A 25,458-nucleotide genomic window follows, 5' to 3' on the forward strand; every position below is an offset into this window, starting at 1 on the left:
TACTCGGTCAGTGTGGGAGGGGGCTTGCTCCCGATGGCAGTGCGTCAGTCAACAGAGATGTTGAATGTAAAACCGCCATCGGGAGCAAGCCCCCTCCCACATTTGATTGAGTTCAGCCTCAGGTTACGCGTAGCTCTCGATTGAAGGGCATGCGCATACGAGATTGCGATCACCAAACACGTTGTCGACCCGACCAACCGGCGGCCAGTACTTGCCTTCGATCAGCGAAGCAACCGGATACACCGCCTGTTCACGGCTGTAGGGGTGGCTCCATTCGCCCACCAGTTCCGCCGCAGTGTGCGGAGCGTTCTTGAGTGGGTTGTCGTCCTTGTCCAGGGTGCCGTTTTCCACTGCGCGGATTTCTTCGCGAATGGCGATCATGGCGTCGCAGAAGCGGTCCAGTTCTTCTTTGGATTCACTTTCCGTCGGCTCGATCATCAAGGTGCCAGCCACCGGGAACGACATGGTCGGTGCGTGGAAACCGAAGTCGATCAAGCGCTTGGCCACGTCATCCACGCTGATGCCGCTGCTGTCTTTCAGTGGGCGCAGGTCGAGGATGCATTCATGCGCCACCAGGCCGTTGCTGCCGGTGTAGAGCACGGGGTAGTGCTCTTCCAGGCGGCGGGAGATGTAGTTGGCATTCAGGATCGCCAGTTGCGAAGCGCGCTTCAGGCCCGCGCCGCCCATCATGCTGATGTACATCCAGGTGATCGGCAGAATGCTCGCGCTGCCGAACGGTGCCGCACAGACCGCGCCTTCTTTGCGCTCCATGGCCGCGTGGCCCGGCAGGAATGGCGTGAGGTGGGACTTGACGCCAATCGGGCCAACGCCCGGGCCGCCACCGCCGTGAGGAATGCAGAACGTCTTGTGCAGGTTCAGGTGGGACACGTCGCCGCCGAACTTGCCCGGGGCGCAGAGGCCGACCATCGCGTTCATGTTGGCGCCGTCGATGTACACCTGGCCGCCGTTGTCGTGGATGACGCCGCAAATCTCGCGGATGCCTTCCTCGAACACGCCGTGGGTAGACGGGTAGGTGATCATCAGTGCCGCGAGGTGATCGCGGTGCTCGATGGCCTTGGCGCGCAGGTCTTCAATGTCCACGTTGCCACGTGCGTCGCAGGCGGTCACGACCACGCGCATGCCAGCCATGTTGGCGGTGGCCGGGTTGGTGCCGTGGGCCGAAGACGGGATCAGGCAGATGTCGCGGCGTTCTTCGCCACGGCTCTGGTGATAGGCACGAATGGCCAACAGACCGGCGTATTCGCCTTGGGAACCGGCGTTCGGCTGCAGCGAGATCGCGTCATAGCCGGTGGCCGCGCAGAGCATGGCTTCCAGGTCGGAGGTCAGTTGCAGGTAGCCGGCGCTTTGTGCGGCTGGTGCGAAGGGGTGCAGGGCACCGAATTCGGCCCAGGTCACCGGGATCATTTCGCTGGCGGCGTTGAGCTTCATGGTGCACGAGCCCAGCGGGATCATGGTGCGGTCCAGGGCCAGGTCTTTGTCTGCCAGCTTGCGCAGGTAGCGCATCAACTCGGTTTCGGAGTGATAACGGTTGAACACCGGGTGGCTGAGGATCGGCGACTGGCGCAGCAGCGCGGCCGGCAGGGTGCTCTCAGTTGCCGCGAAGGCTGGCAGGGCCTTGCCGTCGGCGAAGATCGCCCACAGGGTTTCGATATCGGCTGGGGTGGTGGTTTCGTCCACCGACAGGCCAACACGCTCAGCGTCCACCACACGCAGGTTGATGCGCTGGGCGCGGGCCTTATCGTGCAGGGCGGCGGTGTGGGCGCCGGTGTTGAGGGTGAGGGTGTCGAAGAAGTGTTCCTGCTCGACCTTCAGGCCCAGCGCGGTCAAGCCCTTGGCGAGGATCGCGGTCAGTTGGTGAATGCGCTGGGCAATCTGCGTCAGGCCTTTAGGCCCGTGGTACACGGCATACATACTGGCGATGTTGGCCAGCAGCACTTGAGCGGTGCAGATGTTGCTGGTGGCCTTCTCGCGGCGGATATGTTGCTCGCGGGTCTGCATGGCCAGGCGCAGGGCCGGCTTGCCGAAGCGGTCAACAGACACACCGACCAGACGGCCCGGCATGTCGCGCTTGAACGCATCCTTGGTGGAGAAGTACGCCGCGTGAGGGCCACCGAAGCCCAGCGGCACGCCGAAGCGTTGCGCGCTGCCGATGGCCACGTCGGCGCCGAATTCGCCCGGAGGGGTCAGCAGGGTCAGGGCCAGCAGATCGGCGGCCACGGCTACCAATGCGTTGGCGGCGTGGAAGCGTTCGGTCAGTTCGCGGTAGTCGAACACGTCACCGTTGCTGGCCGGGTATTGCAGCAGGGCGCCGAAGAACGGGCTGACGTCGGTCAGTTCACGCTCATCGCCCACAACCACATCAATGCCCAGCGGTTCGGCGCGGGTACGCAGCACGTCGAGGGTCTGCGGGTGACTGTGCACCGAGGCGAAGAAGGCGTTGCTGCCTTTGTTCTTGCTCAGGCGTTTGCAGAAAGTCATGGCTTCGGCAGCGGCAGTAGCTTCGTCCAGCAGCGAGGCGTTGGCGATCGGCAGGCCGGTGAGGTCGCTGATCAGGGTCTGGAAGTTCAGCAGCGCTTCCAGGCGGCCTTGGGAAATTTCTGGCTGGTACGGGGTGTAGGCGGTGTACCAGGCCGGGTTTTCCAGCAGGTTGCGCAGGATCGGTGACGGCGTGTGGCAGTTGTAGTAGCCCTGGCCGATGTAGGTCTTGAACAGTTGGTTCTGGCTGGCGATGGCCTTGATCTTCGCCAGGGCCTCGGCTTCGCTCAGGCCGTCTTCCAGGCCGAGCACGCTGGTGCCCTTGATGCTTTCCGGGATCACACTGGCGCTCAGGGCTTCCAGGGAGTCAAAGCCCAGGCTGGCGAGCATGTGCTGCTCATCTTCCTGGCGCGGGCCGATGTGGCGGGCGATGAATTCGTTAGCGGTGCTGAGATTGATCGTCATGGTGCGCTCCTCAGGCTTCAGCGTTGGCTTTGATCAGGCGGTCGTACGCATCCTGATCCAACAGCTTAGCCACTGCGTCGGCATCGGCCGGTTTAAAGCGGAAGAACCAGCCTTCGCCCATTGGATCTTCGTTGACCAGTTCCGGGCTGCCATCGAGCTTGTCGTTCACTTCGAGGACTTCACCGTCCAACGGCATGTACACACCGCTGGCAGCTTTTACCGACTCCACGGTGGACGCTTCGGCGCCCTTGTCATAGGTCTGCAGCTCAGGCAGTTGCACGAAAACCACATCACCCAGCGCGTTCTGCGCAAATGCGGTAATGCCCACGGTGACGCTGCCATCGGCTTCGGCACGCAGCCATTCGTGATCTTCAGTAAAACGCAACTCGCTCATGGAAATTCCTCAGGGCCAGATTCGTCTGGTGGACGGGATTGGAATAATGGGGAGTTACTTAGCAAGATCGCGGCCAATGTTATTAATCACTTATAAATCAATAGCTTAATAATTTTGGCTGCGACGTTGGCGATGGCGGCTGTAGCGATTTCGATACAGCGCGGTGCGCGAAAAAAAGCCTATGTGGATCAAAGCCTTGCATGGCGCGTAAAAAGCAGGGCTGTAGCGATATCGTTCCGCTGTAGCGCTTTCAGTACGGTGAAGGTCGCTTTCAGCCCTTTGTGCAAGATAGATGTACTGCTTTGGGCGTTCCCTGACGCTTTAACGTGCCGTGATCTCGTTATCAGGATGCATCCCATGCGTGCTTCAACTGCAAATTCTCCGGAGCTCACCCAGGCGCGGATGTCCCGCGATTACTTATCCAAAGTGTTTGCCCATCGCTTGAGCCTGACCGCTGTGGCCCAGTCCATGATCCAGGGCTGGCTGGAGGAGCGGTTCGTCGGTGCGCGCCTGCGGGCGCACACTGCTTGGATCGGTGTGATACAGGCTGGCGGTGGTTACACACAGCTCATCACGTTGAGCGATGCGCTGATCAAACGCTGCATGAGCGGCGAAGCGCTGAACTACACGCCAGGCCATCATCAACTGCTGACTCGCTCGGGCGAGCGGGTGTTCGAGGCGGTGACCGACGCGATCACCGTGGACGACATCGAGCAGATGCTCAACGCCCTTGCCCCCGGTGTGCTGGAGGGGTTTGCCGAGCGGTTGGTGGACTACTGGAACGAGCGCGTGTCGGACGGTTCGGCGCACAGTCGCTGGGACGCGGTCGGCCGCCAATTGCGTGCGTGCCTGATGACGGCGCGGCAGAACCCGCCACTAAGCTCGGAGCACGCGCGCGCGCTGCTGGGGCAGGGCGATGAACATACCCAGGTCTGGAGCGACCGCGCGGATCGCGAAGCGTTGGGCCAGCCGCATGTATTGCGGATCTATCAGGTGTTTGCGGTCCAGAACGAACGCCAGGGCGAATGGCTGCCTTTGCTGGTGTTGCAACGTCAGGTGCAGGGCCAGCGTGTCACGCTGCTGTACGTCCCGGCGCTGAACCTGCTGACGCTCGATAACCTCGACGCGTTGGGCAATCTGTTGCCGCGCTATATGAACCACTATTTGCCCGGGGTTCCCGTCCACTGGGTGCTGCGTGAGCCCGAGGGCAACGTGTTCGATGCCCTGGCCCAGACGTTGTTGGAGCGCCAGTTACGCAGCCTGTATCGGGTCGATTGGTCGGCACTGCCGGAGATTGGCAGTTATGAACAGTTGTTCATTTCACTCACCTCACCGCTGGCCTGGTTCGACCCCGACGCACTGCAACAACCCCACGAAGAACAGTTGCCGCTCTGGTTGCAACTGGCCGGCAGCGCAGATCGTCTGGTTTATGGCCAGTGGCTTGAGCGCCTGCAGCAAACCACCGGTGGCGCATCATTTCTGGATGGCCTCGACCCAATAGATGTCTACGCGCGCAACACCCTGCGCCGGCAAATGCGCCTGGACCGCCCCGGCCAGGCGATCATCGACCCGGATGATTACCAACTGACCTTCGAGCGCACCCAGGGCGGCACCGTTGGCTGGACCCAACGCACCGCCAGGACCTTGACCCAATGGTCGCTGGAAAACCCCTTCGTCACGGCATATGCCAGCGTGCAGATCAGCCATCAGACCCAGCCGGAAAGCGTGCCCGGCTGGCTGACAGCTGCGTACCTCAAGCAACTGATCGAACGCGTGGACGTGGGCAAGCACTATCCGACGCTGCTTGAGCGCGCGTTGATTTCGGACCCTGTGGACTGCCCACGTCGGCGTCGCTTGTTTGTTGATCAGATGACGATCCAACTGCCCATGCGCGCCTTTGAAAACAGCCTGCGCCGGCGCCACGGTTTTACCCGGACCGGCGCCCTGGTGGTGCGCACGATGCTGCAGGACGACCCGCTCAAGCGTGTGCTCAGTGGCGAGGTGATTGTGGCGCGGCCCCTGGCGTTCCTGCTCCATGCCGGCGGGCGTGCCCACAAGGCGGACAACCTGTTTGTGATCGGCCCGCGCGATAACAGCCCGCTGCCCCACATTCTTTATCGGCCGGATCACGTCGACGCCGTGTTGCAACAATTCCCCAGTCGCCAGGCGCTACTTGATGAAATCGCCCGCGTCGACAGCGATCTGCAGCGCCTGGTGCTGCAACGCTTGCCGGACGCCAGTCGGGCGTTGTTCGGCAATGGCGGTTTTCTGCGGCCCCACGTTCAGCGTTTTCTGCCTGGGGATGAATACGACGCGCAGCCCACTTCAAGCCCGGTCCTGCTCAGTGATGAAGTGATAACCGGTGATTTTCTGGCGGTCGTGTTTGATGAAAACGCCCACAGCCTCTGGCAACTGGCGGTGAAGCAGTCGGCGTCCAACGAGGCGTTGCGCTGGGCCGTGTTCAAGAATGATCTGTGGCAATTGTTCAATGCGCTGCTGCCCATGATTCGCGGGCCGGTGGCGGTCGCGGGCTGGCTGTTTCAAACCTTCAAGACGTTTCGCGCGGTCCTGGCGCTGCCGCCAGACGCCAGCCAGGAAGACGCCGCCGCTGCCCTCACCGAACTGATCGGTAGCCTGGCCGGGTTGCTCCTGAGCCCGGTGGTCAAACTGGATGAACGTTTGGGCCTGAGTGCGAGCAAATCCGTCACCACCGGCACGGTGCACACCACGGACGTCATCCCGGTCGGCCACGTTCGCCAACCAACGTCGACGTTTGCCTGGCCGCGTTCGCTCGCGGATATCACCGCCATGGATTATTCCTGGGCTAATTCACGGCTCAAGCTCAATCCGCAGCAGCAGGCAAAGCTTGAGACCTTCCAGTGGGCGCCTGGTCGGGGAGAGCGTGGGCCCGACAGGCCCGCGGTGTTCTCGGCCGACAGCCCGGTGCGCGGGCAGGTCCAGGTGCTGCGCGACGGTGGCGCTGCGAGCCAGGAAAACTACACGTTGCTCGACAGCAAGGTATACGGCGTGACGGCAGTGGAAGGTGGCTGGCGAATAGCTGATCTCAGGGATCCCCAGCGCCTGGGGCCGTGGCTCAGGAAAAGCCCGGATGACGTATGGAAAGTCGACCTCGGCCTGCGCTTGCTCGGTGGGCAGAAGAGAAGCCCGGCTGCGCGGCGCTATGCGCAAGTCGAGCGCAAGAGTCTCTTGATTAAGGATGAGTACGACGCGGCTGTCGCTGAACTCATAGCGTGCGAACGCAAAGTGAAGGCAGCCGAAAGCCTGTGCGAAAAGGCCCATTCAAGCGCTGAAGGGCTATTTACCGACCAGCACCGGCGCGATGCCAGGATGCGCTTTTTGGCGGAAATGGAAAAACAAGAGGGCGCGCAACAAAAACAACTCAATCTGCTTATCCGCAAGAACAGCATTAAGCCCATGGATGGTTTTGAAAGAGAGCATTGCGCGCAACTGAAGACCATGCTGGAAACCATGCGCCGACGCATGTACGTATTGACCTTCAATCGTCGTGAGGAGCAGTTGCCACCAGCGCGCATAGAGCAAGTGACCGCGCAGTTTGAGGATGCTGACGTGACGGTGTCCCAGGCCGCCGAGCGTGTGCTGAACGAAGAAGCGCATAAGATCGGCGAGTTCCAGCAATCCATGGTTAACCTGAGCTTCTGGGAGCGTGTGTTCTACCAGCGTTTGCAGGGTATACCTGGCTATAAATCCTTCGTCGGCGACTTGGCGCCTTCGTCCTATGGTGCGCCGCTCGACTGGAGGACGCTGCAGTTGCAGACCCTCAAACAGATGATCTGGCGTCGACGGCCGACGCCCGAAGAACACGACGATTGCATGCGGGTCAAGGGGGCGATCGACGAGGCGATTCAATCGGCCCAGTCGCAAAAAACCATTGATGAAGCGGGCGTGCTCAGTGTGCAGCAGCGCATTGAAGGTATTCGGGCGATTCTTCACGAGTACGCCAGCACCCTGGCGATACTCGCGGAGTACCGCGAAGCACTGCCGGAGGTGATTCACAGCGACATTGAAGTGCCTGTGGAGTCGACAATCCTCAGTCTGGATCAAGAGTCGCGAATATCGTTGGCCAAACTGCTGCGCGAACAGGAGGGTAGCCCCCAGGCCACGGCATTGCGACGCCCTGGCGCCGATCAACGGCTGGTCCGTGACTCGAAAAAACGCTACCAACTGGGGCGGGTGCGTGCGCGTACGCCGGATTCGGGTGAAGAGATCGTCGACCTGATCAGCCCGGTTGATCAGCGCGTGGTGGTCAGTTTGCAGGAGCGGGCCGGTTCAACTGAGTTCGAAGCGATCGCCGAGGCGGCGCCCGTTGTGCCGCGTCCGACACGTTCCCTGGAAAACCTCAAGGGCGACGCCCGCCGTTTGTTGCAACGCGAACCCATGGTGCTGCAACAGGCGCGCAACGAGGCGCTCGGCAATACCCCGCCGGAGAACGTTGAGGCGCGGCTGACGCGGCAATCCGCGACCGTCCGGGCGGTTGCCGACAAGTTGCGCAAGGCGCTGCCAGCCGCGCCCGATGTTGTGTCGCAGACGTTGTTGGATGATCTGGAGAAGGTCGCGCGGCGGTACCTAGAACAGGGGCGATCGTTGCGCATCGAGATGATCAAGCGTATGCCGCCCAATGAAAGCGGGATCGCCTGGCTTCATGCTCAAGACCAACTGCAGATCGTGCGCATCGAGGGGCGTATTGCCCTCAAGCGCGTCGATGATTTTTTGCAGGAGTATGTGGTCAAGGACAAGCAGGGCAGGGTGCTGGCGTACGCGCACTTTCATTATTTGACGCCCACCGCAGCGGATGCCGATTTCAAGGCCGGGCATCTGAAACTTCCGGAGCAGCGCTTCACTAGTTTCCGCAGCCTGGCCGACAAGACCGATTCGGATGTGGTCGCGATCTATTACTCGCGCATCAGCGCGCCCATGGCCGAGCGGCTGTTCTTTCGCGCAACTGACTCGGTCAAGCACCGAGGGCGGCGGGCGTTCTGGTGACGATTGGGTTCAGGATTTGCCGGGAATGCCGTACTTGCGCAGGCGATGGGCGATGGCGGTGTGAGAGGTCTGCAGGCGGCTGGCCAGTTGTCGGGTCGAGGGGTAGCTGACGTAGAGCGTCTCCAGCAGGCCGCGTTCGAAGTCCTCGACCGCCTGTTCGAGGCTGTCGACTTCGCCGTCGCTCTGGCGTGCCACTGAGGTGCCGGCGATGTCCAGATCGCCGATGTCCACCAGGCTGCTTTCGCAGATGGCGGCGGCGCGGAAGATCACGTTCTGCAACTGGCGCACATTGCCTGGCCAGCGATTGCCCAACAGCGCCGGGTAGGTGCCTGGCGCCAGGCGGCAGACCGGACGCTGGATCTGCGCGCAGGCTTGCTGCATGAAGTAACGCGCCAGCAACAGAATGTCCTGGCCACGCTCGCGCAGCGGCGGTACTTCGACGTTGAGCACGTTGAGGCGGTAGAACAGGTCTTCGCGGAACGTGCCTTCGGCGACCATTTTTTCCAGGTCGCGGTGGGTGGCGCTGAGGATGCGCACATTGACCTTCACTTCACGGTCGCCACCCACCCGACGAAAACTGCCGTCATTGAGGAAGCGCAGCAGCTTGGCTTGCAGGTACGGCGACATTTCGCCGATTTCATCGAGGAACACCGTGCCCTGGTTGGCCAGCTCCATCAGCCCCGGCTTGCCGCCGCGCTGTGCACCGGTGAAGGCGCCGGGGGCATAACCGAACAGCTCGCTTTCGGCGAGGTTCTCCGGCAGCGCCGCGCAATTCAATGCCAGAAACGGTGCGCTGTGGCGCGTGCTGATAGCGTGGCAGGCGCGCGCCACCAGCTCTTTGCCGGTGCCGGTTTCGCCCTGGATCAACAGTGGCGCATCCAGTGCAGCGACCCGTTGGGCACGTGCCTTGAGGGTGCGGATCGCCGGTGATTCGCCGAGCAGCGCATCAAAGCCCTCGGCGTGGTCGTGGTGCAGCGCCGACAGTTGTTCGCCGATGCGGTTGGGTTGGTACAGCGTGAGCAGGGCGCCGGCGTCGGTGATCGGCGTGGCGTCCAGCAGCCAGGTCTGACCGTTGATACTGATCTCGCGCAAGGGCAGGCGAAAGCCCTGCTCCAGCAAGGTATCGAGCAACGCCGTGTCATTGAAAAGCTCGGCGATACTTTCCCCGGCCGGTTCGCGTCCGTACAACGCAATCAGCGCCGGGTTGGCCAGCAGGATCTTGCCCGCACTGTCCAGGGCCAGCACCGGGTCGGTCATCGCTGCCAGCAAAGCATCGAGTTGCAGGTGGCGGCGTTGGCCGGGGAGGATGTCCACCACCGTCACCGCCTGCACGCCCTGAACGCTGAACAGCGCGTCGCGCAACTCTTCCAGTACCTCGGCGCTCAGGGTCGGGGCGTCGATATAGACGTTGGGCGGCACCATTTCCACCGCATCCAGGTTGAGATTGCGCCCACCGAGCAAGGCCAGGACTTCCTGGGTAATGCCGACGCGGTCGATGAAGCTGACGTGGATACGCATGGGGCGCTAACAATTCTGGGGAGCGGGAGGCGGCAAGTATGCCTTGGCGCGGATGTAGATCAAAATGTGGGAGGGGCGGTGCGACGATTCGACTTGCTCCCGATAGCAGGGTGTCAGTCAGCTTATTTTCAGCTGACACACCGCCATCGGGAGCAAGCCCCCTCCCACATTTGGAGCAGGGTTGTGTCAGTTATTCCAAGTGCTCAGGCTTGATCGGGTCGCCGGATTTCACATCCAGCTGATGCCGCACATCCTCGAACATCTGGTCGTACTGCTTGTGCATCGAGCCATTCAACACCGCGATCTTCGGCATCCCGTACTTCTGCGCGATGTTCATCGCGTGCCGCGCGAAGTCGAAGGCCTGGTCCTTGGGCAGATAGAACTCTTCGTTGATGTCCTTACCCTGCACCGAGCCGTGCAGCTTGAACAGCATGCCCGTGCCTTCCTTTGGGTCCTGGCTGACTTCATAGTCAATGCACAGGTTGTAGCTGTAGTCGTCCTTGTTAAGGGCGTGACGTTCGACGTGCAGGTGACCGGGTTCAAAGGTGGCCATAGGCGTATCTCCTCTACTTCACAGATAGGTGATGCCAGGTGTTGCCGTGCTGATGCGCGTGCCGGCGCTGCCCTGGACGATGGCTTCGATGTCCGAGAGTGAACCGATGACCGCAGTTTTGCCAGTCTGACGGGCGAATTCACAGGCGGCCTGCACCTTGGGCCCCATGGAGCCGGCGGCGAAGCCGAGTTTTTCCATGTCATCGGGATGGGCCTGGCCGATGGCCTTTTGCGTCGGTTTGCCAAAGTCGATGAACGCTGCGTTGACGTCGGTGGCGATCACCAGCAGATCGGCGTTCAGTTGCGAGGCCAATAGCGAAGAGCACAGGTCTTTGTCGATGACCGCTTCAATACCTCTGAGCTTGCCGTCTTCACCGTACATGGTCGGGATACCGCCACCGCCGGCGCAAATCACAATGGCGCTTTTTTCCAGCAGCCACTTGATTGGGCGGATTTCAAAGATGCGTTTGGGGCGTGGGCTGGCGACGACGCGGCGATATTTATCGCCATCCGGGGCAATGGCCCAGCCTTTCTCGGCGGCGAGTTTTTCCGCTTCCGCCTTGGAGTACACCGGGCCGATGGGTTTGGTGGGGTTCTGGAAGGCCGGGTCCTTGGCGTCCACTTCCACCTGGGTGAGCAGGGTGGCGAACGGCACTTCAAAGTCCAGCAGGTTGCCCAGTTCCTGTTCGATGATGTAGCCGATCATGCCTTCGGTCTCGGCGCCAAGCACGTCCAGCGGGTAAGGAGAGACGCTGGTATAAGCGGCCGCCTGCAACGACAACAGGCCGACTTGCGGGCCATTGCCGTGGGCGATCACCAGCTCGTTGCCGGAGTGAATCTTGGCTATCTGTTCGGTGGCGATGCGGATATTGGCGCGTTGGTTGTCTGCGGTCATGGGTTCACCACGGCGCAGGAGGGCGTTGCCGCCCAGGGCTACGACGATGCGCATAATTCAATCCTTCTATGGGTGTGAGCACAGAGGCCAATGTGGGAGGGGGCTTGCTCCCGATAGCGGTATGTCAGGCAACTTATCTGTAGCTGATCCGCCGCCATCGGGGGCAAGTCGAATCGTCGCACCGCCCCTCCCACATTTGACCGTGTAGCCTTTAGATATCCGCGAGTGCCGACACCAGGATCGCCTTGATGGTGTGCATGCGGTTTTCCGCTTGCTCAAAGGCGATGTTGGCCGGCGACTCGAAGACTTCCTCGGTCACTTCCACGCCATTGGCCAGGTTCGGATACCGTGCGGCAATGTCCTTGCCGACCTTGGTCTCGCTGTTGTGGAACGCCGGCAGGCAGTGCATGAACTTCACGCGTGGGTTGCCCGAGGCTTTCATCATCTTGGCGTTGACTTGGTACGGCAGCAGTTGCTCGATGCGCTCGTCCCACGCTTCCACCGGCTCGCCCATGGACACCCAGATATCGGTGTGGATGAAGTCCACGCCTTTGACTGCTTCTTTCGGGTCTTCAGTGATGGTGATGCGTGCGCCGCTTTCCTCAGCAAACGCCTGGCATTGCTTGATGAAATCTTCATGGGGCCACAGGGCTTTCGGCGCGCCGATGCGCACGTCCATGCCGAGCTTGGCGCCGATCATCAGCAGCGAGTTGCCCATGTTGTAACGGGCGTCGCCCAGGTAGGCGTAGCTGATGTCATGCAGCGGCTTGTCGCTGTGCTCGCGCATGGTCAGGGTGTCGGCGATCATTTGGGTCGGGTGGAATTCAGCGGTGAGGCCGTTGAACACCGGGACCCCGGCGAACTTGGCCAGTTCTTCGACGATTTCCTGTTCGAAGCCACGGTATTCAATGGCGTCAAACATGCGGCCCAAAACGCGGGCGGTGTCTTTCATGCTTTCTTTGTGGCCGATTTGCGACGAAACCGGGTCGATATAGGTGACGTGGGCGCCTTGGTCATGGGCCGCCACTTCGAACGCGCAGCGGGTGCGGGTCGACGTTTTTTCGAAGATCAGCGCGATGTTCTTGCCTTTGAGGTGTGGGCGCTCGGTGCCGGTGTATTTGGCGCGCTTGAGGTCGCGGGACAGGTCCAGCAGGTAGTTCAGCTCGCGAGTGGTGTGGTGCATCAGCGAGAGCAGGCTGCGGTTGCGCATATTAAAAGCCATGGTGGATCTCCTTAGGTTTCGGTTATCCCCTCGGCTGCTGCTGGATAAGCAGCGGCCAAGGCCAAAAATTAATAGTCAATAGGGTCGCGGATGATCGGGCAGGTCATGCAGTGGCCGCCGCCACGGCCACGGCCGAGTTCACCGGCGCTGATGGTGATGACCTCCACGCCAGCCTTGCGCAGCAGGGTGTTGGTGTAGGTGTTGCGGTCGTAGCCGATCACCACGCCTGGCTCCAAGGCCACTACGTTGTTGCCGTCGTCCCACTGCTCGCGCTCGGCGGCGAAGCTGTTGCCGCCGGTCTCGACCACGCGCAGGGCCTTGAGGTTGAGCGCGGCGGCAACGGTCTCGAGGAAGTTGGTTTTCTCCCGTTGGATGTCGATGCCGTGGGGCTTGCTGTCGTCAGGGCGCAGGGTGAAGGGTACGATCTGGTTGACCACTTCCGGGAAGATGGTCACCAGGTCGCGGTCGCAGAAGCTGAACACGGTGTCCAGGTGCATCGCCGCGCGGGATTTCGGCAGGCCGGCAACGATTACCCGTTCCACAGCTTTGTTCTTGAACAGATTGCGCGCCAGTTGGCCAATGGCCTGGTGGGACGAACGCTCGCCCATGCCGATCAAGACCACGCCATTGCCAATGGGCATGACGTCACCGCCTTCCAGTGTGGCGGCACCGTGTTCCTGATCGGGGTCGCCGTACCAGATCTGGAAGTCGGCGTTGGTGAACTCGGGATGGAATTTGTAGATGGCGCTGGCCAGCAGGGTTTCCTGGCGTCGCGCCGGCCAGTACATCGGGTTGAGCGTCACGCCGCCGTAGATCCAGCAGGTGGTGTCGCGGGTGAACTGGGTGTTGGGCAGCGGCGGCAGAATGAAACTGGCGTGGCCGAGGAAGTCGCGGAACATCTCGATGGTCTTGCCACCGAAGCTGCTCGGCAGGTCATCGGCCGACACGCCACCAATCAGGAACTCGGCGATCTTGCGCGGCTCCAGGCTGCGCAACCAGGAGCTGACTTCATCGACCAGGCCCAGGCCCACGGTGTTGGAGGTGATCTTGCGTTCCAGGATCCAGTCCAGGGCTTCGGGGATGGCAACGATATCGGTCAGCAGGTTGTGCATTTCCAGCACATCAATATCCCGCTCGCGCATTTTGGTCACGAAGTCGAAATGGTCGCGCTTGGCCTGGGCCACCCACAACACGTCATCGAACAGCAGTTCATCGCAGTTATTCGGGGTCAGCCGTTGGTGGGCCAAGCCTGGGGAGCACACCATGACTTTGCGCAGTTTGCCGGCTTCGGAATGTACGCCGTACTTCACTTTTTCCGTGGTCATTACAGATCCTCCAAGGAGCAACAGTTACAGAGTCAGGAAGCCGTCGTAGAGGCCATAGGCTGCCACCAGGGCGCCAATGACGACTGCGGCGAAAATCAGCTTCTCGACGTTGGTGAAAATCGGTTTGCCCAGTTCATGCTTAGCCTTGGCGAACAGGATCGCGCCGGGGGCATAGAGCAGGGCGGACAACAGCAGGTACTTGGTGCCGCCGGCGTAGAGCAGCCAGACCGCGTAGATCAGCGCGACTGCGCCGATGAACAGGTCTTTCTTGCGCTCTTTGAGGGCGTTTTCGTAGGTTTCGCCGCGCACCGCCAACAGCAGCGCGTAGGCCGCCGACCACAGGTAAGGCACCAGGATCATCGAGGTGGCGAGGTAGATCAGCGACAGGTAAGTACTGGCGGAAAACAGCGTGATCACCAGGAACACTTGGACCATGGCGTTGGTCAGCCACAGGGCGTTGACCGGCACATGGTTGGCGTTTTCCTTACGCAGGAACTCCGGCATGGTGTGGTCCTTGGCGGCGGCGAACATGATCTCCGCACACAGCAGCACCCACGACAGCAACGCCCCCAGCAGCGAGATGATCAAGCCGACGCTGATCAGCACCGCGCCCCAGTGGCCTACCACATGCTCCAGCACCGCAGCCATTGACGGGTTCTGCAACTTGGCCAGTTCCGGCTGGGTCATGATGCCCAGGGACAGCACGTTCACCAGCATCAGGAACAACAGCACAGTGATAAAGCCGATCACGGTGGCCTTGCCGACGTCGCTGCGTTTTTCCGCACGGGACGAGAAGATGCTCGCGCCTTCGATGCCGATGAACACCCACACGGTGACCAGCATCATGTTGCGCACTTGGTTCATCACGCTGCCCAGGTCCGGGTTTTTTACGCCCCAGATGTCAGCGGTGAAGATGTCCAGCTTGAACGCGAACACGGCGATCAACACGAACAGTACCAGTGGCACCACCTTGGCGACCGTGGTCACCAGGTTGATGAACGCCGCTTCCTTGATCCCGCGCAGCACCAGAAAGTGCACGGCCCACAGCAACACCGACGCGCCAATCACCGCTGCGGGTGTGTTGCCTTCGCCGAAGATCGGGAAGAAGTATCCGAGTGTGCTGAACAGCAATACGAAGTAGCCGACGTTGCCCAGCCAAGCGCTGATCCAGTAGCCCCAGGCTGACGAGAAACCCATGTAGTCGCCGAATCCGGCCTTGGCGTAGGCGTACACGCCGCCATCGAGGTCGGGCTTGCGATTGGCCAGGGTCTGAAACACGAACGCGAGGGTCAACATGCCGATGGCGGTAATCACCCAACCGATCAATACCGCGCCAACATCAGCGCTGGCGGCCATATTTTGCGGCAGGGAAAAGATCCCGCCGCCGATCATTGAGCCCACGACAAGTGCAACCAGTGCACCTAATCGAAGTTTTCCGGGGGATTCAGACATTGCATAACTCCAATGCAGGAGAAGAGAGACCACAGAATAATTCCGTGTGCTAATCAAACAGCTGACTCAGATCACTTCATTGGCACATCCCATTGTGAATAAATGACTTAGGCTGGAAACTCGTGGGCGATAAAAATCCTTGGAAACGCGCTGCGCAGAGCGGTTAACCCCATTAAATTTAATTATTTGGCCGGTGAGATGGACGTTTGAAGCTAAACCTTTTTGCCGGATGTGCAAACTATTTGAGCGGTGTTTCACTTATTCGCCATAAATATTAAGAGTTGATGCACTATTTAAAATCTAAATAAGCCTTAATGTTGTTAATTTAAATGCCATTTGGTTATGAACGGATTGATTTAATCGCCATCCCTAATAAACGCTACACTCGCTGATTTAATTAGTTGAGTGCTCAGTTGTCAGCTCAACTCGGTTTTTCAGTCAGGAGTGTTCATGTCTCAACCGGCCCAGAAACTTCGACTCAGCGCCCTGATCGCCTTGGTGGTGGGGTCGATGATCGGCGGCGGGATCTTTTCCCTGCCGCAAAACATGGCCGCCCGTGCCGAGGTGGGCGCGGTATTGATCGGCTGGGCGATCACCGCCGTCGGCATGCTGACCCTCGCGTTTGTGTTCCAGACCCTGGCCAATCGCAAACCCGAGTTGGACTCAGGGGTGTATGCCTACGCCAAGGCCGGTTTTGGCGATTACATGGGGTTTTCGTCGGCTTGGGGCTATTGGATCAGTGCCTGGATGGGCAACGTCGGTTACTTCGTGTTGCTGTTCAGTACCCTTGGCTACTTTTTTCCGGTATTCGGCCAGGGCAATACGCCGGTTGCCATCGGCTGTGCATCGTTGTTGCTGTGGGCGGTGCATTTCCTGGTCATGCGTGGGATCAAGGAGGCGGCATTCATCAACCAGATCACTACCGTGGCGAAGATCGTGCCGCTGCTGATGTTTATCGTGATCGCGGCCGTGGCCTTTAAAGCCGATATTTTCACCCGTGACATTTGGGGCCTGGGCAACCCGCAGCTCGGCAGCGTGGTGGATCAGGTGCGCAACATGATGCTGGTCACGGTGTTCGTGTTTATCGGCATCGAAGGCGCCAGCGTCTATTCGGCGCGGGCCGATAAACGCTCGGACGTCGGGCGCGCCACGGTGATTGGCTTTCTTGGCGTGCTGGCGCTGTTGGCGCTCGTGAATGTGCTGTCCCTTGGGATCATGAGCCAGCCAGAGCTGGCCAGCCTGCAAAACCCCTCCCTGGCGGGCGTGCTGGAGCATATTGTCGGCCCTTGGGGCGCATTGCTGTCCTGGGCGTTACTCTGCGCGGAAATCCTCTACGCCACGGCTCACGACAAGACCATGCCGGCGTTCTTGAAGAAGGAAAACGCCAACCAGGTGCCGGTCAATGCCTTGTGGCTGACCAATGTGATGATCCAGATTTTCCTGGTGATCACGCTGTTTTCCCACAGCACTTACACCACGCTGATTTACCTGGCGTCGTCGATGATTCTGGTGCCGTACCTGTGGTCGGCGGCGTATGCCGTGCTGTTGAGCGGGCGGGGAGAAACCTATGAAGGTGCCCACCGCCATCGCATCAAGGACCTGCTGGTGGGGTTGATCGCTCTGGGCTACGCCCTGTGGCTGCTCTACGCGGGGGGGCTGAAATACCTGCTGCTGTCGGCGCTGCTGTATGCGCCGGGCGTGATCCTGTTCGCCCTGGCCAAGCGCGAACAGGGCCAGCCGTTGTTTACCCATGTTGAGAAGGGCATTTTCAGCTGCGTGATCGCCGGTGCAGGGCTGGCGGCGTATGGGTTGTACAGCGGGGTATTGTCGTTGTAGTGGGGGGACTGTGCTGGCCTCATCGGGAGCAAGCCCCCTCCCACATTTTGATGGGTGAACCTATTCAAAATGTGGGAGGTCCCACTACCTTTTCGACGTAGCGCTGTCGCGTAGCAAACGGGCGAGCTGGCTTGCGCCGCGTTGGGGGGGAAGCGCCCCTGATTAAGACGAATGCGGTGTATCAGGCACTCTTCTGTGCCTGGTTTTGGGGCTGCTTCGCAGCCCAACGCGGGGCAAGCCCGCTCGCCACAGTTACGGTGTTCCTCCTTAACTGACTGGCATTAGGACAAGCCCGCTCGCCACAGGAATGCGCTCGTCTGAAATGGTTTATGCAAGACTCAGGGCTTGCTCCCCATGGCGGAGGTCAAGTCACCATTGCGGCCTGTGTGAGCCCAATTCTCCAGCCGGCAAATCCCATTGCAATGGCGTACCGCCGATGGTCAGCGGGGGCAGCAGCCGGTGGGCCTGGCCCCAGGCGGTTTGTTCCACGACCAGGCCTTGATCTCCAGGTTCTTCCTCTCGCAACGCCGGTTGCTCCGGAGCCTGGCCTGCTTCCACCAGTAACGTCGCGGTGCGCGCCAACGACAACCGCGCCGAACCACCGCGCCCGGACTGCAACCGTTCGCCCAGCGCCTGAATCGCACTGGCCGCCATGAGGTACCCGGTCGCGTGATCCAGCGCCTGCAACGGCAGCGGCACCGGTTTATTCGCGTGTTTCCAGAGCATGCCCGCCTCGGCGATCCCGCTGCTCATCTGCACTAGGCTGTCGAAGCCCCGACGATTTCGCCACGGGCCGCTCCAGCCATAGGCGTTGAGGCTGACGTCAATCAGGCCGGGGGCGATGTGTTGCAGTTCTGGGGCGGTGTAGCCCAGGTGCTCCAGGGCGTCAGCGCGGTAACCGTGGAGCAGGATGTCGGCGTCCTTGAGCAAACGCTCGAAAATCATCCGGCCTTCGGGCGTTTTCAGGTCCAGGCGCGCGCAGCGTTTGCCCAAGGTCATTTCCGGGACCACGCCGGGTTCGTTCCAGGTGGGGGAGTCGATGCGCAGTACATCCGCGCCGAGGCCGGCAAGAAAACGACTGGCCACGGGGCCGGCCAATACGCGGGTCAGGTCCAGCACCTTGAGGCCGGCCAGCGGGCGTGCCGCCGAGCCGAGCCAGGGTTTGTCGGTTGTGGTTTTGAAAGTCCGGCGTTGGACCAACGCCTCGGCGTTCACCGCCAACCCTTGCGGATGTTGCTGCCAGGCGCGCCACGCACGCATCTGCGCCGCGCAGCCACCTTGGTCGACAATCGCCTGTTCCAATTCGGCGGCGTTCCACGCAGCGACCTTGCCGGCCATCTCGGCGCGGTCGGCGACCTTGCCCAGTACACGTTCGGCGGCGGCGCGGTGATGGGGCGCGTTGGTGTGCAGGCGAATCCAGCCATCGGCGCTGGCGTAGTCGCCGGCTACCGGGTCCCACAGTGGCGGCACTTGCCAGCCTATCGGGCGGATCGAGGAAGAAAACCAGAAAGAGGCGAGGCGCCGGTCCACACTCACACTGGGTAAGCGCCCGGTCTGTTGCTGGATCAGTTGTGCGACGGCCTGCCCGGCAGCGCCGATGCTGGCACTGGCCAGTTCGGTGACGGCGTAGGTCGAGGGCAGGGCGCCAGCCTCGGTGAAGGTCAGCGGGGTGTGGGGTAGATCGAGTGCGGCTTGGATGGGAGTCAGCAGGTCAGTCATCGAAGGCCCTCCGTAAGAGAAGGGCCACTATAGAAGATCATCACACCGGCGTTGCAACCCCTGGTTCCAACGGCAGGTCGATGCTGGCGATAAAGCCGCCGTCAGGATGATTGGCCAGGATCAGGCTGCCGCCATGGCGTTCGGCTGCACGCCTCGCAATCGCCAAGCCCAGGCCGTGGCCTTGAGCAGTCTGGCCGGGCGCGCGGTAGAACGGCTCGCCCAGTTGGCTCAGGTGTTCGGCGTCAACACCGGGGCCATGGTCGCGCACGCTGATCAGGATGCGCTCGCCGTGGCGCTGCGCCCGTAACTCGATCGCCTGGCCTGGCGGGTTGAACCGTTGGGCATTGCGCAGCAGGTTGTCGACGGCGCGTTCGATCATGGTCGGCCAGCCCTTGAGCTGCAGGTCATGTTCGCTGGCCAGTTGGACCACTTGGTCTGGCGCGCCGAGCTGGGCGTCTTTTTGCAGGGTCTTGAGCAGGGGGTTGAGGTCGACATCCTCAGCGCTGGCGTTGTCGGCATCGACGCGTGCCAGTACCAGGATCTCGCTGATCAGAGCTTCCAGGCGGTCGCATTCGCGAGTCAGGCGCGGCCAGAGTTTTTCTCGTTCTTCGGGCCCGGCGCGTTCGGCCAGGGCCAGCGCGATCCGCAGGCGGGCCAGGGGCGAGCGCAGCTCGTGGGACACATCGCGCAGCAACTGGCGCTGGCTGCCGATCAGGCTTTGCAAGCGCGCGCCCATGCGATTGAAGTCAGTGGCGAGTACACCGAACTCATCACGCCGATTGGCCAGGCGCGCCAAGCTGTTTTGCTGGTAGGTGGCCTGGCCAAGGTCATGCACCGCACCGCGCAGGCGGCTCAGCGGGCGGGTGATGGATAAGGTGACGAACAGGCTGAACAGGGTCAGCACCACCAGGGCAATGGCCAAGGCGCTCAATGGCCACGTCAGGCTGCTGCGGTGCCATTCGTCGAGCTCCGGATGGGCGATGCGGTAGATCAGCAGGTATGTGTCGCCGGTTTTCTCGCTGGTGTACTCGGCGGTCAGACGGCGCCAGGGAAGGTGGCCTTCCTTGCTGTCGTTCTGTCGGGCTTCAAAGGCGGCGGCGCGGCGCGGGAAGGTGCCACGCACCACTGGCTCGCCGCTTTCGTTCAGCACTTGCACGTCGAGGTGATACTGGCGCTTGCGCTGTTGCAGCAATTCCTGGGCAGCATCTTCGCCCTGGGTTTCGTAGAGTTGGGTCCACTCTTCGGCCAGGTTTTTGAGGCCAGGGTGCCGGCTGAGAATCCAGGCGTCTTGATTGAGCATATGCCCAAGCAAGATCGACAACCCGGCAACCAAGGCGATGGCAAGCCAGAAACTGGCCAGGATGCGCCAGAACAATGAACGCACAGGAAACCCTCAAACAGGAAAAGCCCAGTGGCGAGAGCCACTGGGCTGGGAGCTTTAACGCGGGAGCATTATTGCGCTTTTTGCGGCTGTTGCGCTTTCCAGGCCTGGAATTCCTTCCATTCGGCTCGACGCTGTTCCTGCTTCTTGACGATCTCGTCAAACTTCTTCTGTTGGTCAGGCTTGAGCACGGCACGGATATCGGCCTGCGTTTTCTGCTTACCGGCGGCGATTTCATCCTGCATGGCTTTCTGGTCAGCGGCCGGGAGTTTGTCCAGGTACTTTTTGGTCAGGTCTTTGCGAGCGTGCCATTGGTCGCCCATCAGCTTGCCGATCTGCTGGCGCTGTTCCTTGCTCAGGTCCAGTTGGCTGAAAGGGCCGCCTTTGCCACGCGGACCGTGTTCACCGCCGTGGCCCGGGCCGCCCATCATGTGGCCTTCAGGACCGCCCATCGGGCCTGGGCCTTCGGGCATCGCGGCCATGGCAACGGTTGGCAGGGCAGCGGCGAACATCAAAGCGATAAGGGTCTTGCGCATGGTGATTCTCCTGTCTCTATTCCGGTGAGTCCGGATGTGAGTAGATTACCCAGATCAAGGTCAGCGGCAGTCAGGGGAGCGTAAAGCTTGGGTAAAGACGATTTTGTGCTAACTGACAAAACTTTCAGGGGGCGTAGTAATAGCCTCGGCTGCGCAACGCCACGATCCGTGGACGTCCGTCCGGGTGCGGGCCGATCTTTTTGCGCAGGTTGCTCACGTGCATGTCGAGGCTGCGGTCGTACAGGGTCAACTTGCGGCCCAGGGCGATCTGCGCCAGTTCCTGCTTGTCCAAGGGCTCGCCGGGCTGGCGCAGCAAAGCTTCCAGCAGGCGGCTTTCGGAGACGGTGAGGGTAAATTCCTGTTCATCGATGCTGACCACGCCACGCACCGGGCTGAAACACAGGTCGCCCAGCTCAAGCTGGCTGGACACGGCGGCCGGGTGGCTGCGGCGTAATACCGCGCGCAGGCGGGCGGTCAGTTCACGGGGGTCGCAGGGCTTGGCGAGGTAATCGTCGGCACCCAGTTCCAGACCGAGGATGCGGTCCAACGGTTCGCCCCGGGCCGATAGCATCAGCACGGGCAGCTCCGGGTGATCGTTGCGCAATTGCTTGAGCAGCTCCAGGCCGCTGCCGTCTGGCAGCATTACGTCGAGCACGACCGCTGCCGGAGCACTCTCGGCCAAGGCCTTGCGCGCGCTCAAGCCATCGTGGCAGGCACGCACCTGAAAGCCTTCTTGGCTCAACCAACTGGTCAGCAGCTCGCAGAGCTCCTGGTCATCATCTATCAGTAACAGCTCGCTCATGACTCACTCAATTTAGCCATTGTCGACGGCGACGGTGCCCCCCGCTGGCGAAGATCCCGCACAGCAAGGCGATCAGTGCGACGGCCCCGCCGGTGACAAACCACTGCTGTTGCTCGGTCAGCCATCGGCTCAAGGTACCGCCCTGTGAATCTTTGAGTTGCTGGGCCAGCTTTTGGTTCTCTTGGCGAAGGCGACTCAATTGGGCGCTTTCGCGCATAGCATCCGCGCTTTGCAGTTGTTTGGTCAGTGCTTCACGCTGCCGTTCGCTTTCTTTCAAACGTTGCTGCAGCTCGCTGATCTGGCTGCCGGCACTCAAGGACAAGGGCGTGGAACTGCCGGTGTTCGAGGTTTCTTCAGCGTGGGCCGTAGCCCCGATTGTTAACACTGCCAACAGACAAAACTGACGTAAGCGCATCGGAACTCCTGATTCCACACGAATATTCAGAACGTTGTCGGCAGGTTACCGAGAATAATGAGTAATAAGCAGCGCGCCGAACGCAATCGGTTCGGCGCAGCTTGGGTTAAGGCAGGACTTGTTTGAACGGCTTGATCACAACATCGGCGTAAACGCCCGCCGCGACATAAGGATCAGCCTTCGCCCAGGCCTGGGCATCGGCCAGGGAGGCGAACTCGGCGACGATCAGGCTACCGGTGAAGCCAGCGTCGCCTGGGTCGTTGCTGTCTACGGCCGGGTGCGGGCCGGCCAGTACGATGCGGCCTTCGGCTTGCAGCACTTTGAGGCGCTCGACGTGTGCCGGGCGAACGGAAAGGCGTTTTTCCAGCGAGTTGGCAACGTCAGTAGCAATGATTGCGTAGAGCATGTCAGTCCTCGGTTTTCGGCGTAGTGGTCTCGGCATCATGCAGGTGGCGCGACAGATAAATGCCCTGGGCGACCAGGAACAACACGGTCATGCCCAGGCTGCCGAACACTTTGAAGTCGACCCAGTAATCCTGGAAGGTAAAGGCCACGAACAGGTTGGCGGCGCCGCAGAAGATGAAAAACACGATCCAGGCGATGTTCAGGCGCGTCCAGACCGGTTCTGGCAGGGTGAGCGCGTGGCCCATGATTCGCTTGATGAGCAGGCGGTCGCCGATGAAGTGGCTGCCGATAAACGCCAGGGCAAACAGCCAGTTCACCACCGGGGCTTTCCATTTAAGAAAGGTTTCGCTGTGGAAGGCCAGGGTCAGGCTGCCGAAGACCAGGCACGCGACCAGGGTCAGCCATTGGCTTTTTTCCAGTTTGCGCTGGGAGATGAAGATAGCGCCGTAGACCACGACAGAGCTGATGATCAGCACAGCGGTGGCGCTGTAGATGCCGCCGAAGGTGAGCTCGTGGCCGGCCAGATCGATGACCCGAGGGTCGAGTTTGTAAACGATGAAGAACAGCAACAGCGGGATGAAGTCGATGAATTGTTTCACAGTAAGAGCCAGAAGCTGGATGTGGCGGCATAATAACAAACATCCTTGGTTGCGAAAGCGCCAGCTGACTTGAGGTTACACACTCCCGTGAATGTTGATTTGCACTGCCACAGCACGGCCTCCGACGGCGCCCTGGCGCCTGCGGTACTGGTTGCGCGTGCGTTTGAAAAAGGCGTGCGAGTCCTGGCGTTGACCGACCACGACACCCTTGAAGGTCTTGACGAAGCGCGCGCAACCGCCCATTCGTTGGGCATGCAACTGGTCAACGGTGTCGAATTGTCCTGCACCTGGGGCGGGGCCACCATTCATGTGCTCGGTTATGGTTTCGATCAAAACGCCGCGCCGTTGATGGAGGCTATCGCGCAATTGCACGATGGCCGCTGGCTGCGGTCCGAAGAAATAAGCCGCAAGCTGGCCCTCAAAGGCATGCCTAATGCCCTCGACGGCGCCCGCGCGATCCAGCAGGAGCTGGGCGACAGCGGCAATGCGCCGGCCCGTCCGCACTTTGCCGATTGGATGGTGCGTGAAGGTTTTGTTAAAGACCGCGCCGAGGCTTTTCGCAAATGGTTGGGCGCCGGCAAGTTGGGCGATGTGAAGCAACATTGGCCGACCCTTGAAGACACCGTCGAGACCCTGCGGGCCTCCGGGGCCTGGGTCAGCCTGGCGCATCCCTGGCATTACGATTTCACTCGCAGCAAGCGCCGCAAGCTGATCAGCGACTATATTGGAGCGGGTGGCCACGCAATCGAAGTGGTCAACGGGCATCAACCCGCCGAACAGGTCGGCAGCCTGGCGATTCTTGCCCGCGAATTTGGTCTGCTGGTCAGTGCCGGCAGTGACTTTCATGGCCCAGGCGGCTGGTCCGAGATCGGCGAGTACCGCGCGATCCCGGAAGATTTGCCGCTTTTGTGGGGGCGATTCAAGCATGACCCCATTGTTGCCACCGTCTGAACAGGTAGAGCTCGTGAGTCAATTCTTCCAGATTCATCCGGAAAATCCCCAGGCGCGCCTGATTAAACAGGCCGTGGAGATTATTCGCGCCGGCGGCGTGGTGATCTACCCAACAGATTCGTCCTACGCCATCGGTTGTCAGATCGGTGACAAGGGCGCGGTCGAACGTGTTCGGCGCCTGCGTCAGCTGGACGACAAGCATAACTTTGCACTGATCTGCAGCGATCTATCCCAACTGGGGCTTTTCGCCAAGGTCGATACCGGTACTTTCCGCCTGCTCAAGGCCCACACGCCGGGGCCTTACACCTTCATTCTCAACGCCACACGCGAAGTGCCGCGCCTTCTGCTGCATCCTAAAAAACGCACCATCGGCCTGCGTGTGCCGGAGCACCCGATTGCCCTTGCGTTGCTGGCGGAGCTGGGGGAACCGCTGATGAGCGTTTCGTTGATCATGCCCGGCGACACCGAGCCGCTGGAAGACCCGTACGAAATGCGCCAATTGCTGGAAAAGCAGGTAGACCTGATCATCGATGGCGGCTTCGGCGGCGGCAAAGCCTCCACCGTGATCAACCTGGCCGACGGCGAACCTGAAGTGATCCGTGTGGGTTGTGGCGATCCGGCGCCCTTTATGGTCGAGGCCTGAATGTCGTCAGTGGAAACCGTCGACCCCCAGGCAGGTGCGCAGCAGGAGCTGCCGTTTGCGATGGTGTACGGCCAGGCCGTGCTGGAAATGCCCCTGGATCTGTACATTCCGCCGGACGCCCTGGAAGTCTTCCTTGACGCCTTCGAAGGCCCGCTGGATTTGTTGCTGTACCTGATCCGCAAGCAGAACATCAACATCCTCGACATCCCGGTGGCGGAAATCACCCGGCAGTACATGGGTTATGTCGAGTTGATGCAGTCGGTGCGCCTGGAGCTGGCAGCCGAGTATCTGGTGATGGCCGCCATGCTGGCCGAGATCAAATCGCGCATGCTGTTGCCGCGTTCGGAGACGGTGGAAGCCGAAGAGGACGACCCGCGCGCCGAACTGATCCGTCGCCTGCAAGAGTACGAACGCTTCAAAGCGGCCGCCGAAGGCATCGACGGTCTGAGCCGCGTGGGCCGCGACGTGGTGGTGCCCAAGCTGGATGCTCCCGAAGCTCGCGCACGCAAGCTGCTGCCGGACGTAAGCCTGGAAGAGTTGCTGATGTCCATGGCCGAGGTACTGCGCCGGGGCGATATGTTTGAACACCACCAGGTCAGCCGCGAGGCCCTGTCTACTCGTGAACGCATGAGCGATGTGCTGGAGCGCCTCAAGGGCGGCGGCTTTGTGCCGTTTGTCGAGCTGTTCACCAAAGAAGAAGGGCGACTGGGGGTGGTGGTGACCTTTATGGCGATCCTCGAATTGGTCAAGGAATCCTTGGTCGAGCTGGTCCAGAATGAGCCTTTTGCGGCTATCCACGTGCGGGCGCGAGCCGAATAAAGAGCTGAATC

20 protein-coding genes are annotated in these 25,458 nt (G+C 61.0%); 5 read left to right on the top strand and 15 right to left on the bottom strand.

Features of this window, described 5'->3' with window-relative positions:
- Window positions 1-123: 123 nt before the first annotated feature.
- Both gcvP and gcvH read right to left on the bottom strand, forming a co-directional pair.
- Complete coding sequence (gene gcvP / locus ACVWXD_RS01660; protein ID WP_260367583.1) at window positions 124-2,961, bottom strand: aminomethyl-transferring glycine dehydrogenase; 2,838 nt, start codon at window positions 2,959-2,961, stop codon at window positions 124-126.
- A 10-nt stretch (window positions 2,962-2,971) separates the two neighbouring features.
- On the bottom strand, window positions 2,972-3,355 hold the full coding sequence (gene gcvH / locus ACVWXD_RS01665; protein ID WP_032890954.1) for a glycine cleavage system protein GcvH: 384 nt from the start codon (window positions 3,353-3,355) through the stop codon (window positions 2,972-2,974).
- Between the two features lie 357 nt (window positions 3,356-3,712).
- On the opposite strand from gcvH, the gene ACVWXD_RS01670 reads away from it, so the two are divergent.
- Window positions 3,713-8,377: a hypothetical protein gene (locus ACVWXD_RS01670; RefSeq protein ID WP_260367585.1), complete on the top strand. Its 4,665-nt coding sequence runs from the start codon at window positions 3,713-3,715 to the stop codon at window positions 8,375-8,377.
- Between the two features lie 9 nt (window positions 8,378-8,386).
- Here the strand turns inward: ACVWXD_RS01670 and ACVWXD_RS01675 are convergent, their stop codons facing one another.
- The 6 genes from ACVWXD_RS01675 to arcD (ACVWXD_RS01700) form a co-directional block, all read right to left on the bottom strand.
- Window positions 8,387-9,895 carry a sigma-54-dependent transcriptional regulator gene (locus tag ACVWXD_RS01675; RefSeq protein WP_122680760.1) on the bottom strand — a complete coding sequence of 503 codons (1,509 nt, stop codon included), beginning with the start codon at window positions 9,893-9,895 and terminating at the stop codon, window positions 8,387-8,389.
- A 190-nt stretch (window positions 9,896-10,085) separates the two neighbouring features.
- Entirely contained in the window at window positions 10,086-10,448 is a 363-nt protein-coding gene (locus tag ACVWXD_RS01680) for a DUF5064 family protein (RefSeq protein WP_032890958.1), read from the bottom strand.
- 18 nt (window positions 10,449-10,466) lie between these two features.
- Complete coding sequence (gene arcC, locus ACVWXD_RS01685; RefSeq protein ID WP_095185751.1) at window positions 10,467-11,396, bottom strand: carbamate kinase; 930 nt, start codon at window positions 11,394-11,396, stop codon at window positions 10,467-10,469.
- 157 nt (window positions 11,397-11,553) lie between these two features.
- Window positions 11,554-12,564 (bottom strand): ornithine carbamoyltransferase, encoded by a 1,011-nt coding sequence (locus ACVWXD_RS01690; RefSeq protein ID WP_032890962.1) that lies wholly within the window; start codon window positions 12,562-12,564, stop codon window positions 11,554-11,556.
- Window positions 12,565-12,632: 68 nt separating this feature from the next.
- Entirely contained in the window at window positions 12,633-13,889 is a 1,257-nt protein-coding gene (arcA, locus tag ACVWXD_RS01695; RefSeq protein WP_032890964.1) for an arginine deiminase, read from the bottom strand.
- 24 nt (window positions 13,890-13,913) lie between these two features.
- Entirely contained in the window at window positions 13,914-15,341 is a 1,428-nt protein-coding gene (gene arcD / locus ACVWXD_RS01700) for an arginine-ornithine antiporter (protein ID WP_032890966.1), read from the bottom strand.
- A gap of 450 nt (window positions 15,342-15,791) precedes the next feature.
- On the opposite strand from arcD (ACVWXD_RS01700), the gene arcD (ACVWXD_RS01705) reads away from it, so the two are divergent.
- Window positions 15,792-17,177 (top strand): arginine-ornithine antiporter, encoded by a 1,386-nt coding sequence (gene arcD / locus ACVWXD_RS01705; protein WP_457370616.1) that lies wholly within the window; start codon window positions 15,792-15,794, stop codon window positions 17,175-17,177.
- Window positions 17,178-17,546: 369 nt separating this feature from the next.
- Here arcD (ACVWXD_RS01705) and ACVWXD_RS01710 read toward each other — a convergent pair whose 3' ends face one another.
- The 7 genes from ACVWXD_RS01710 to ACVWXD_RS01740 all read right to left on the bottom strand — a co-directional run bounded on the left by ACVWXD_RS01710 (window position 17,547) and on the right by ACVWXD_RS01740 (window position 23,034).
- Complete coding sequence (locus ACVWXD_RS01710) at window positions 17,547-18,896, bottom strand: CoA transferase (RefSeq protein WP_457370617.1); 1,350 nt, start codon at window positions 18,894-18,896, stop codon at window positions 17,547-17,549.
- A 40-nt stretch (window positions 18,897-18,936) separates the two neighbouring features.
- Complete coding sequence (locus tag ACVWXD_RS01715; protein WP_095185748.1) at window positions 18,937-20,280, bottom strand: sensor histidine kinase; 1,344 nt, start codon at window positions 20,278-20,280, stop codon at window positions 18,937-18,939.
- Window positions 20,281-20,348: 68 nt separating this feature from the next.
- Window positions 20,349-20,813 (bottom strand): LTXXQ domain protein, encoded by a 465-nt coding sequence (locus ACVWXD_RS01720; protein ID WP_032890971.1) that lies wholly within the window; start codon window positions 20,811-20,813, stop codon window positions 20,349-20,351.
- 124 nt (window positions 20,814-20,937) lie between these two features.
- Window positions 20,938-21,615 carry a response regulator transcription factor gene (locus ACVWXD_RS01725; RefSeq protein ID WP_457370618.1) on the bottom strand — a complete coding sequence of 226 codons (678 nt, stop codon included), beginning with the start codon at window positions 21,613-21,615 and terminating at the stop codon, window positions 20,938-20,940.
- A 7-nt stretch (window positions 21,616-21,622) separates the two neighbouring features.
- The gene (locus ACVWXD_RS01730) at window positions 21,623-22,030 is read right to left on the bottom strand and encodes a translation initiation factor 2 (RefSeq protein ID WP_457370619.1); all 408 of its coding nucleotides are present in this window, start codon (window positions 22,028-22,030) and stop codon (window positions 21,623-21,625) included.
- Window positions 22,031-22,136: 106 nt separating this feature from the next.
- Window positions 22,137-22,436, bottom strand: coding sequence for a YciI family protein (locus tag ACVWXD_RS01735; RefSeq protein WP_027605568.1), 300 nt, complete (start codon window positions 22,434-22,436; stop codon window positions 22,137-22,139).
- A 1-nt stretch (window position 22,437) separates the two neighbouring features.
- Window positions 22,438-23,034, bottom strand: coding sequence for a septation protein A (locus ACVWXD_RS01740; protein WP_032890974.1), 597 nt, complete (start codon window positions 23,032-23,034; stop codon window positions 22,438-22,440).
- An 87-nt stretch (window positions 23,035-23,121) separates the two neighbouring features.
- On the opposite strand from ACVWXD_RS01740, the gene ACVWXD_RS01745 reads away from it, so the two are divergent.
- The 3 genes from ACVWXD_RS01745 (at window position 23,122) to ACVWXD_RS01755 (ending at window position 25,447) form a co-directional block, all read left to right on the top strand.
- Window positions 23,122-23,985: a PHP domain-containing protein gene (locus ACVWXD_RS01745; RefSeq protein WP_032890975.1), complete on the top strand. Its 864-nt coding sequence runs from the start codon at window positions 23,122-23,124 to the stop codon at window positions 23,983-23,985.
- A 13-nt stretch (window positions 23,986-23,998) separates the two neighbouring features.
- Entirely contained in the window at window positions 23,999-24,628 is a 630-nt protein-coding gene (locus ACVWXD_RS01750) for an L-threonylcarbamoyladenylate synthase (RefSeq protein WP_015885581.1), read from the top strand.
- A gap of 120 nt (window positions 24,629-24,748) precedes the next feature.
- Window positions 24,749-25,447: a segregation and condensation protein A gene (locus ACVWXD_RS01755; protein ID WP_177326464.1), complete on the top strand. Its 699-nt coding sequence runs from the start codon at window positions 24,749-24,751 to the stop codon at window positions 25,445-25,447.
- Window positions 25,448-25,458 lie beyond the last annotated feature (11 nt).

Source organism: Pseudomonas sp. TE3911 (genome assembly GCF_054062775.1).

What these genes read in the sequence shown, in the direction of transcription:
- arcC (WP_095185751.1), bottom strand. Translation starts at nt 11,396, where the DNA reads ATGCGCATCGTCGTAGCCCTGGGCGGCAACGCCCTCCTGCGCCGTGGT.
- ACVWXD_RS01735 (WP_027605568.1), bottom strand. Translation starts at nt 22,436, where the DNA reads ATGCTCTACGCAATCATTGCTACTGACGTTGCCAACTCGCTGGAAAAA.
- gcvP (WP_260367583.1), bottom strand. Translation starts at nt 2,961, where the DNA reads ATGACGATCAATCTCAGCACCGCTAACGAATTCATCGCCCGCCACATC.
- arcD (WP_457370616.1), top strand. Translation starts at nt 15,792, where the DNA reads ATGTCTCAACCGGCCCAGAAACTTCGACTCAGCGCCCTGATCGCCTTG.
- ACVWXD_RS01710 (WP_457370617.1), bottom strand. Translation starts at nt 18,896, where the DNA reads ATGACTGACCTGCTGACTCCCATCCAAGCCGCACTCGATCTACCCCAC.
- ACVWXD_RS01680 (WP_032890958.1), bottom strand. Translation starts at nt 10,448, where the DNA reads ATGGCCACCTTTGAACCCGGTCACCTGCACGTCGAACGTCACGCCCTT.
- ACVWXD_RS01730 (WP_457370619.1), bottom strand. Translation starts at nt 22,030, where the DNA reads ATGCGCTTACGTCAGTTTTGTCTGTTGGCAGTGTTAACAATCGGGGCT.
- ACVWXD_RS01675 (WP_122680760.1), bottom strand. Translation starts at nt 9,895, where the DNA reads ATGCGTATCCACGTCAGCTTCATCGACCGCGTCGGCATTACCCAGGAA.
- ACVWXD_RS01670 (WP_260367585.1), top strand. Translation starts at nt 3,713, where the DNA reads ATGCGTGCTTCAACTGCAAATTCTCCGGAGCTCACCCAGGCGCGGATG.
- arcD (WP_032890966.1), bottom strand. Translation starts at nt 15,341, where the DNA reads ATGTCTGAATCCCCCGGAAAACTTCGATTAGGTGCACTGGTTGCACTT.
- ACVWXD_RS01690 (WP_032890962.1), bottom strand. Translation starts at nt 12,564, where the DNA reads ATGGCTTTTAATATGCGCAACCGCAGCCTGCTCTCGCTGATGCACCAC.
- ACVWXD_RS01725 (WP_457370618.1), bottom strand. Translation starts at nt 21,615, where the DNA reads ATGAGCGAGCTGTTACTGATAGATGATGACCAGGAGCTCTGCGAGCTG.
- arcA (WP_032890964.1), bottom strand. Translation starts at nt 13,889, where the DNA reads ATGACCACGGAAAAAGTGAAGTACGGCGTACATTCCGAAGCCGGCAAA.
- ACVWXD_RS01720 (WP_032890971.1), bottom strand. Translation starts at nt 20,813, where the DNA reads ATGCGCAAGACCCTTATCGCTTTGATGTTCGCCGCTGCCCTGCCAACC.
- gcvH (WP_032890954.1), bottom strand. Translation starts at nt 3,355, where the DNA reads ATGAGCGAGTTGCGTTTTACTGAAGATCACGAATGGCTGCGTGCCGAA.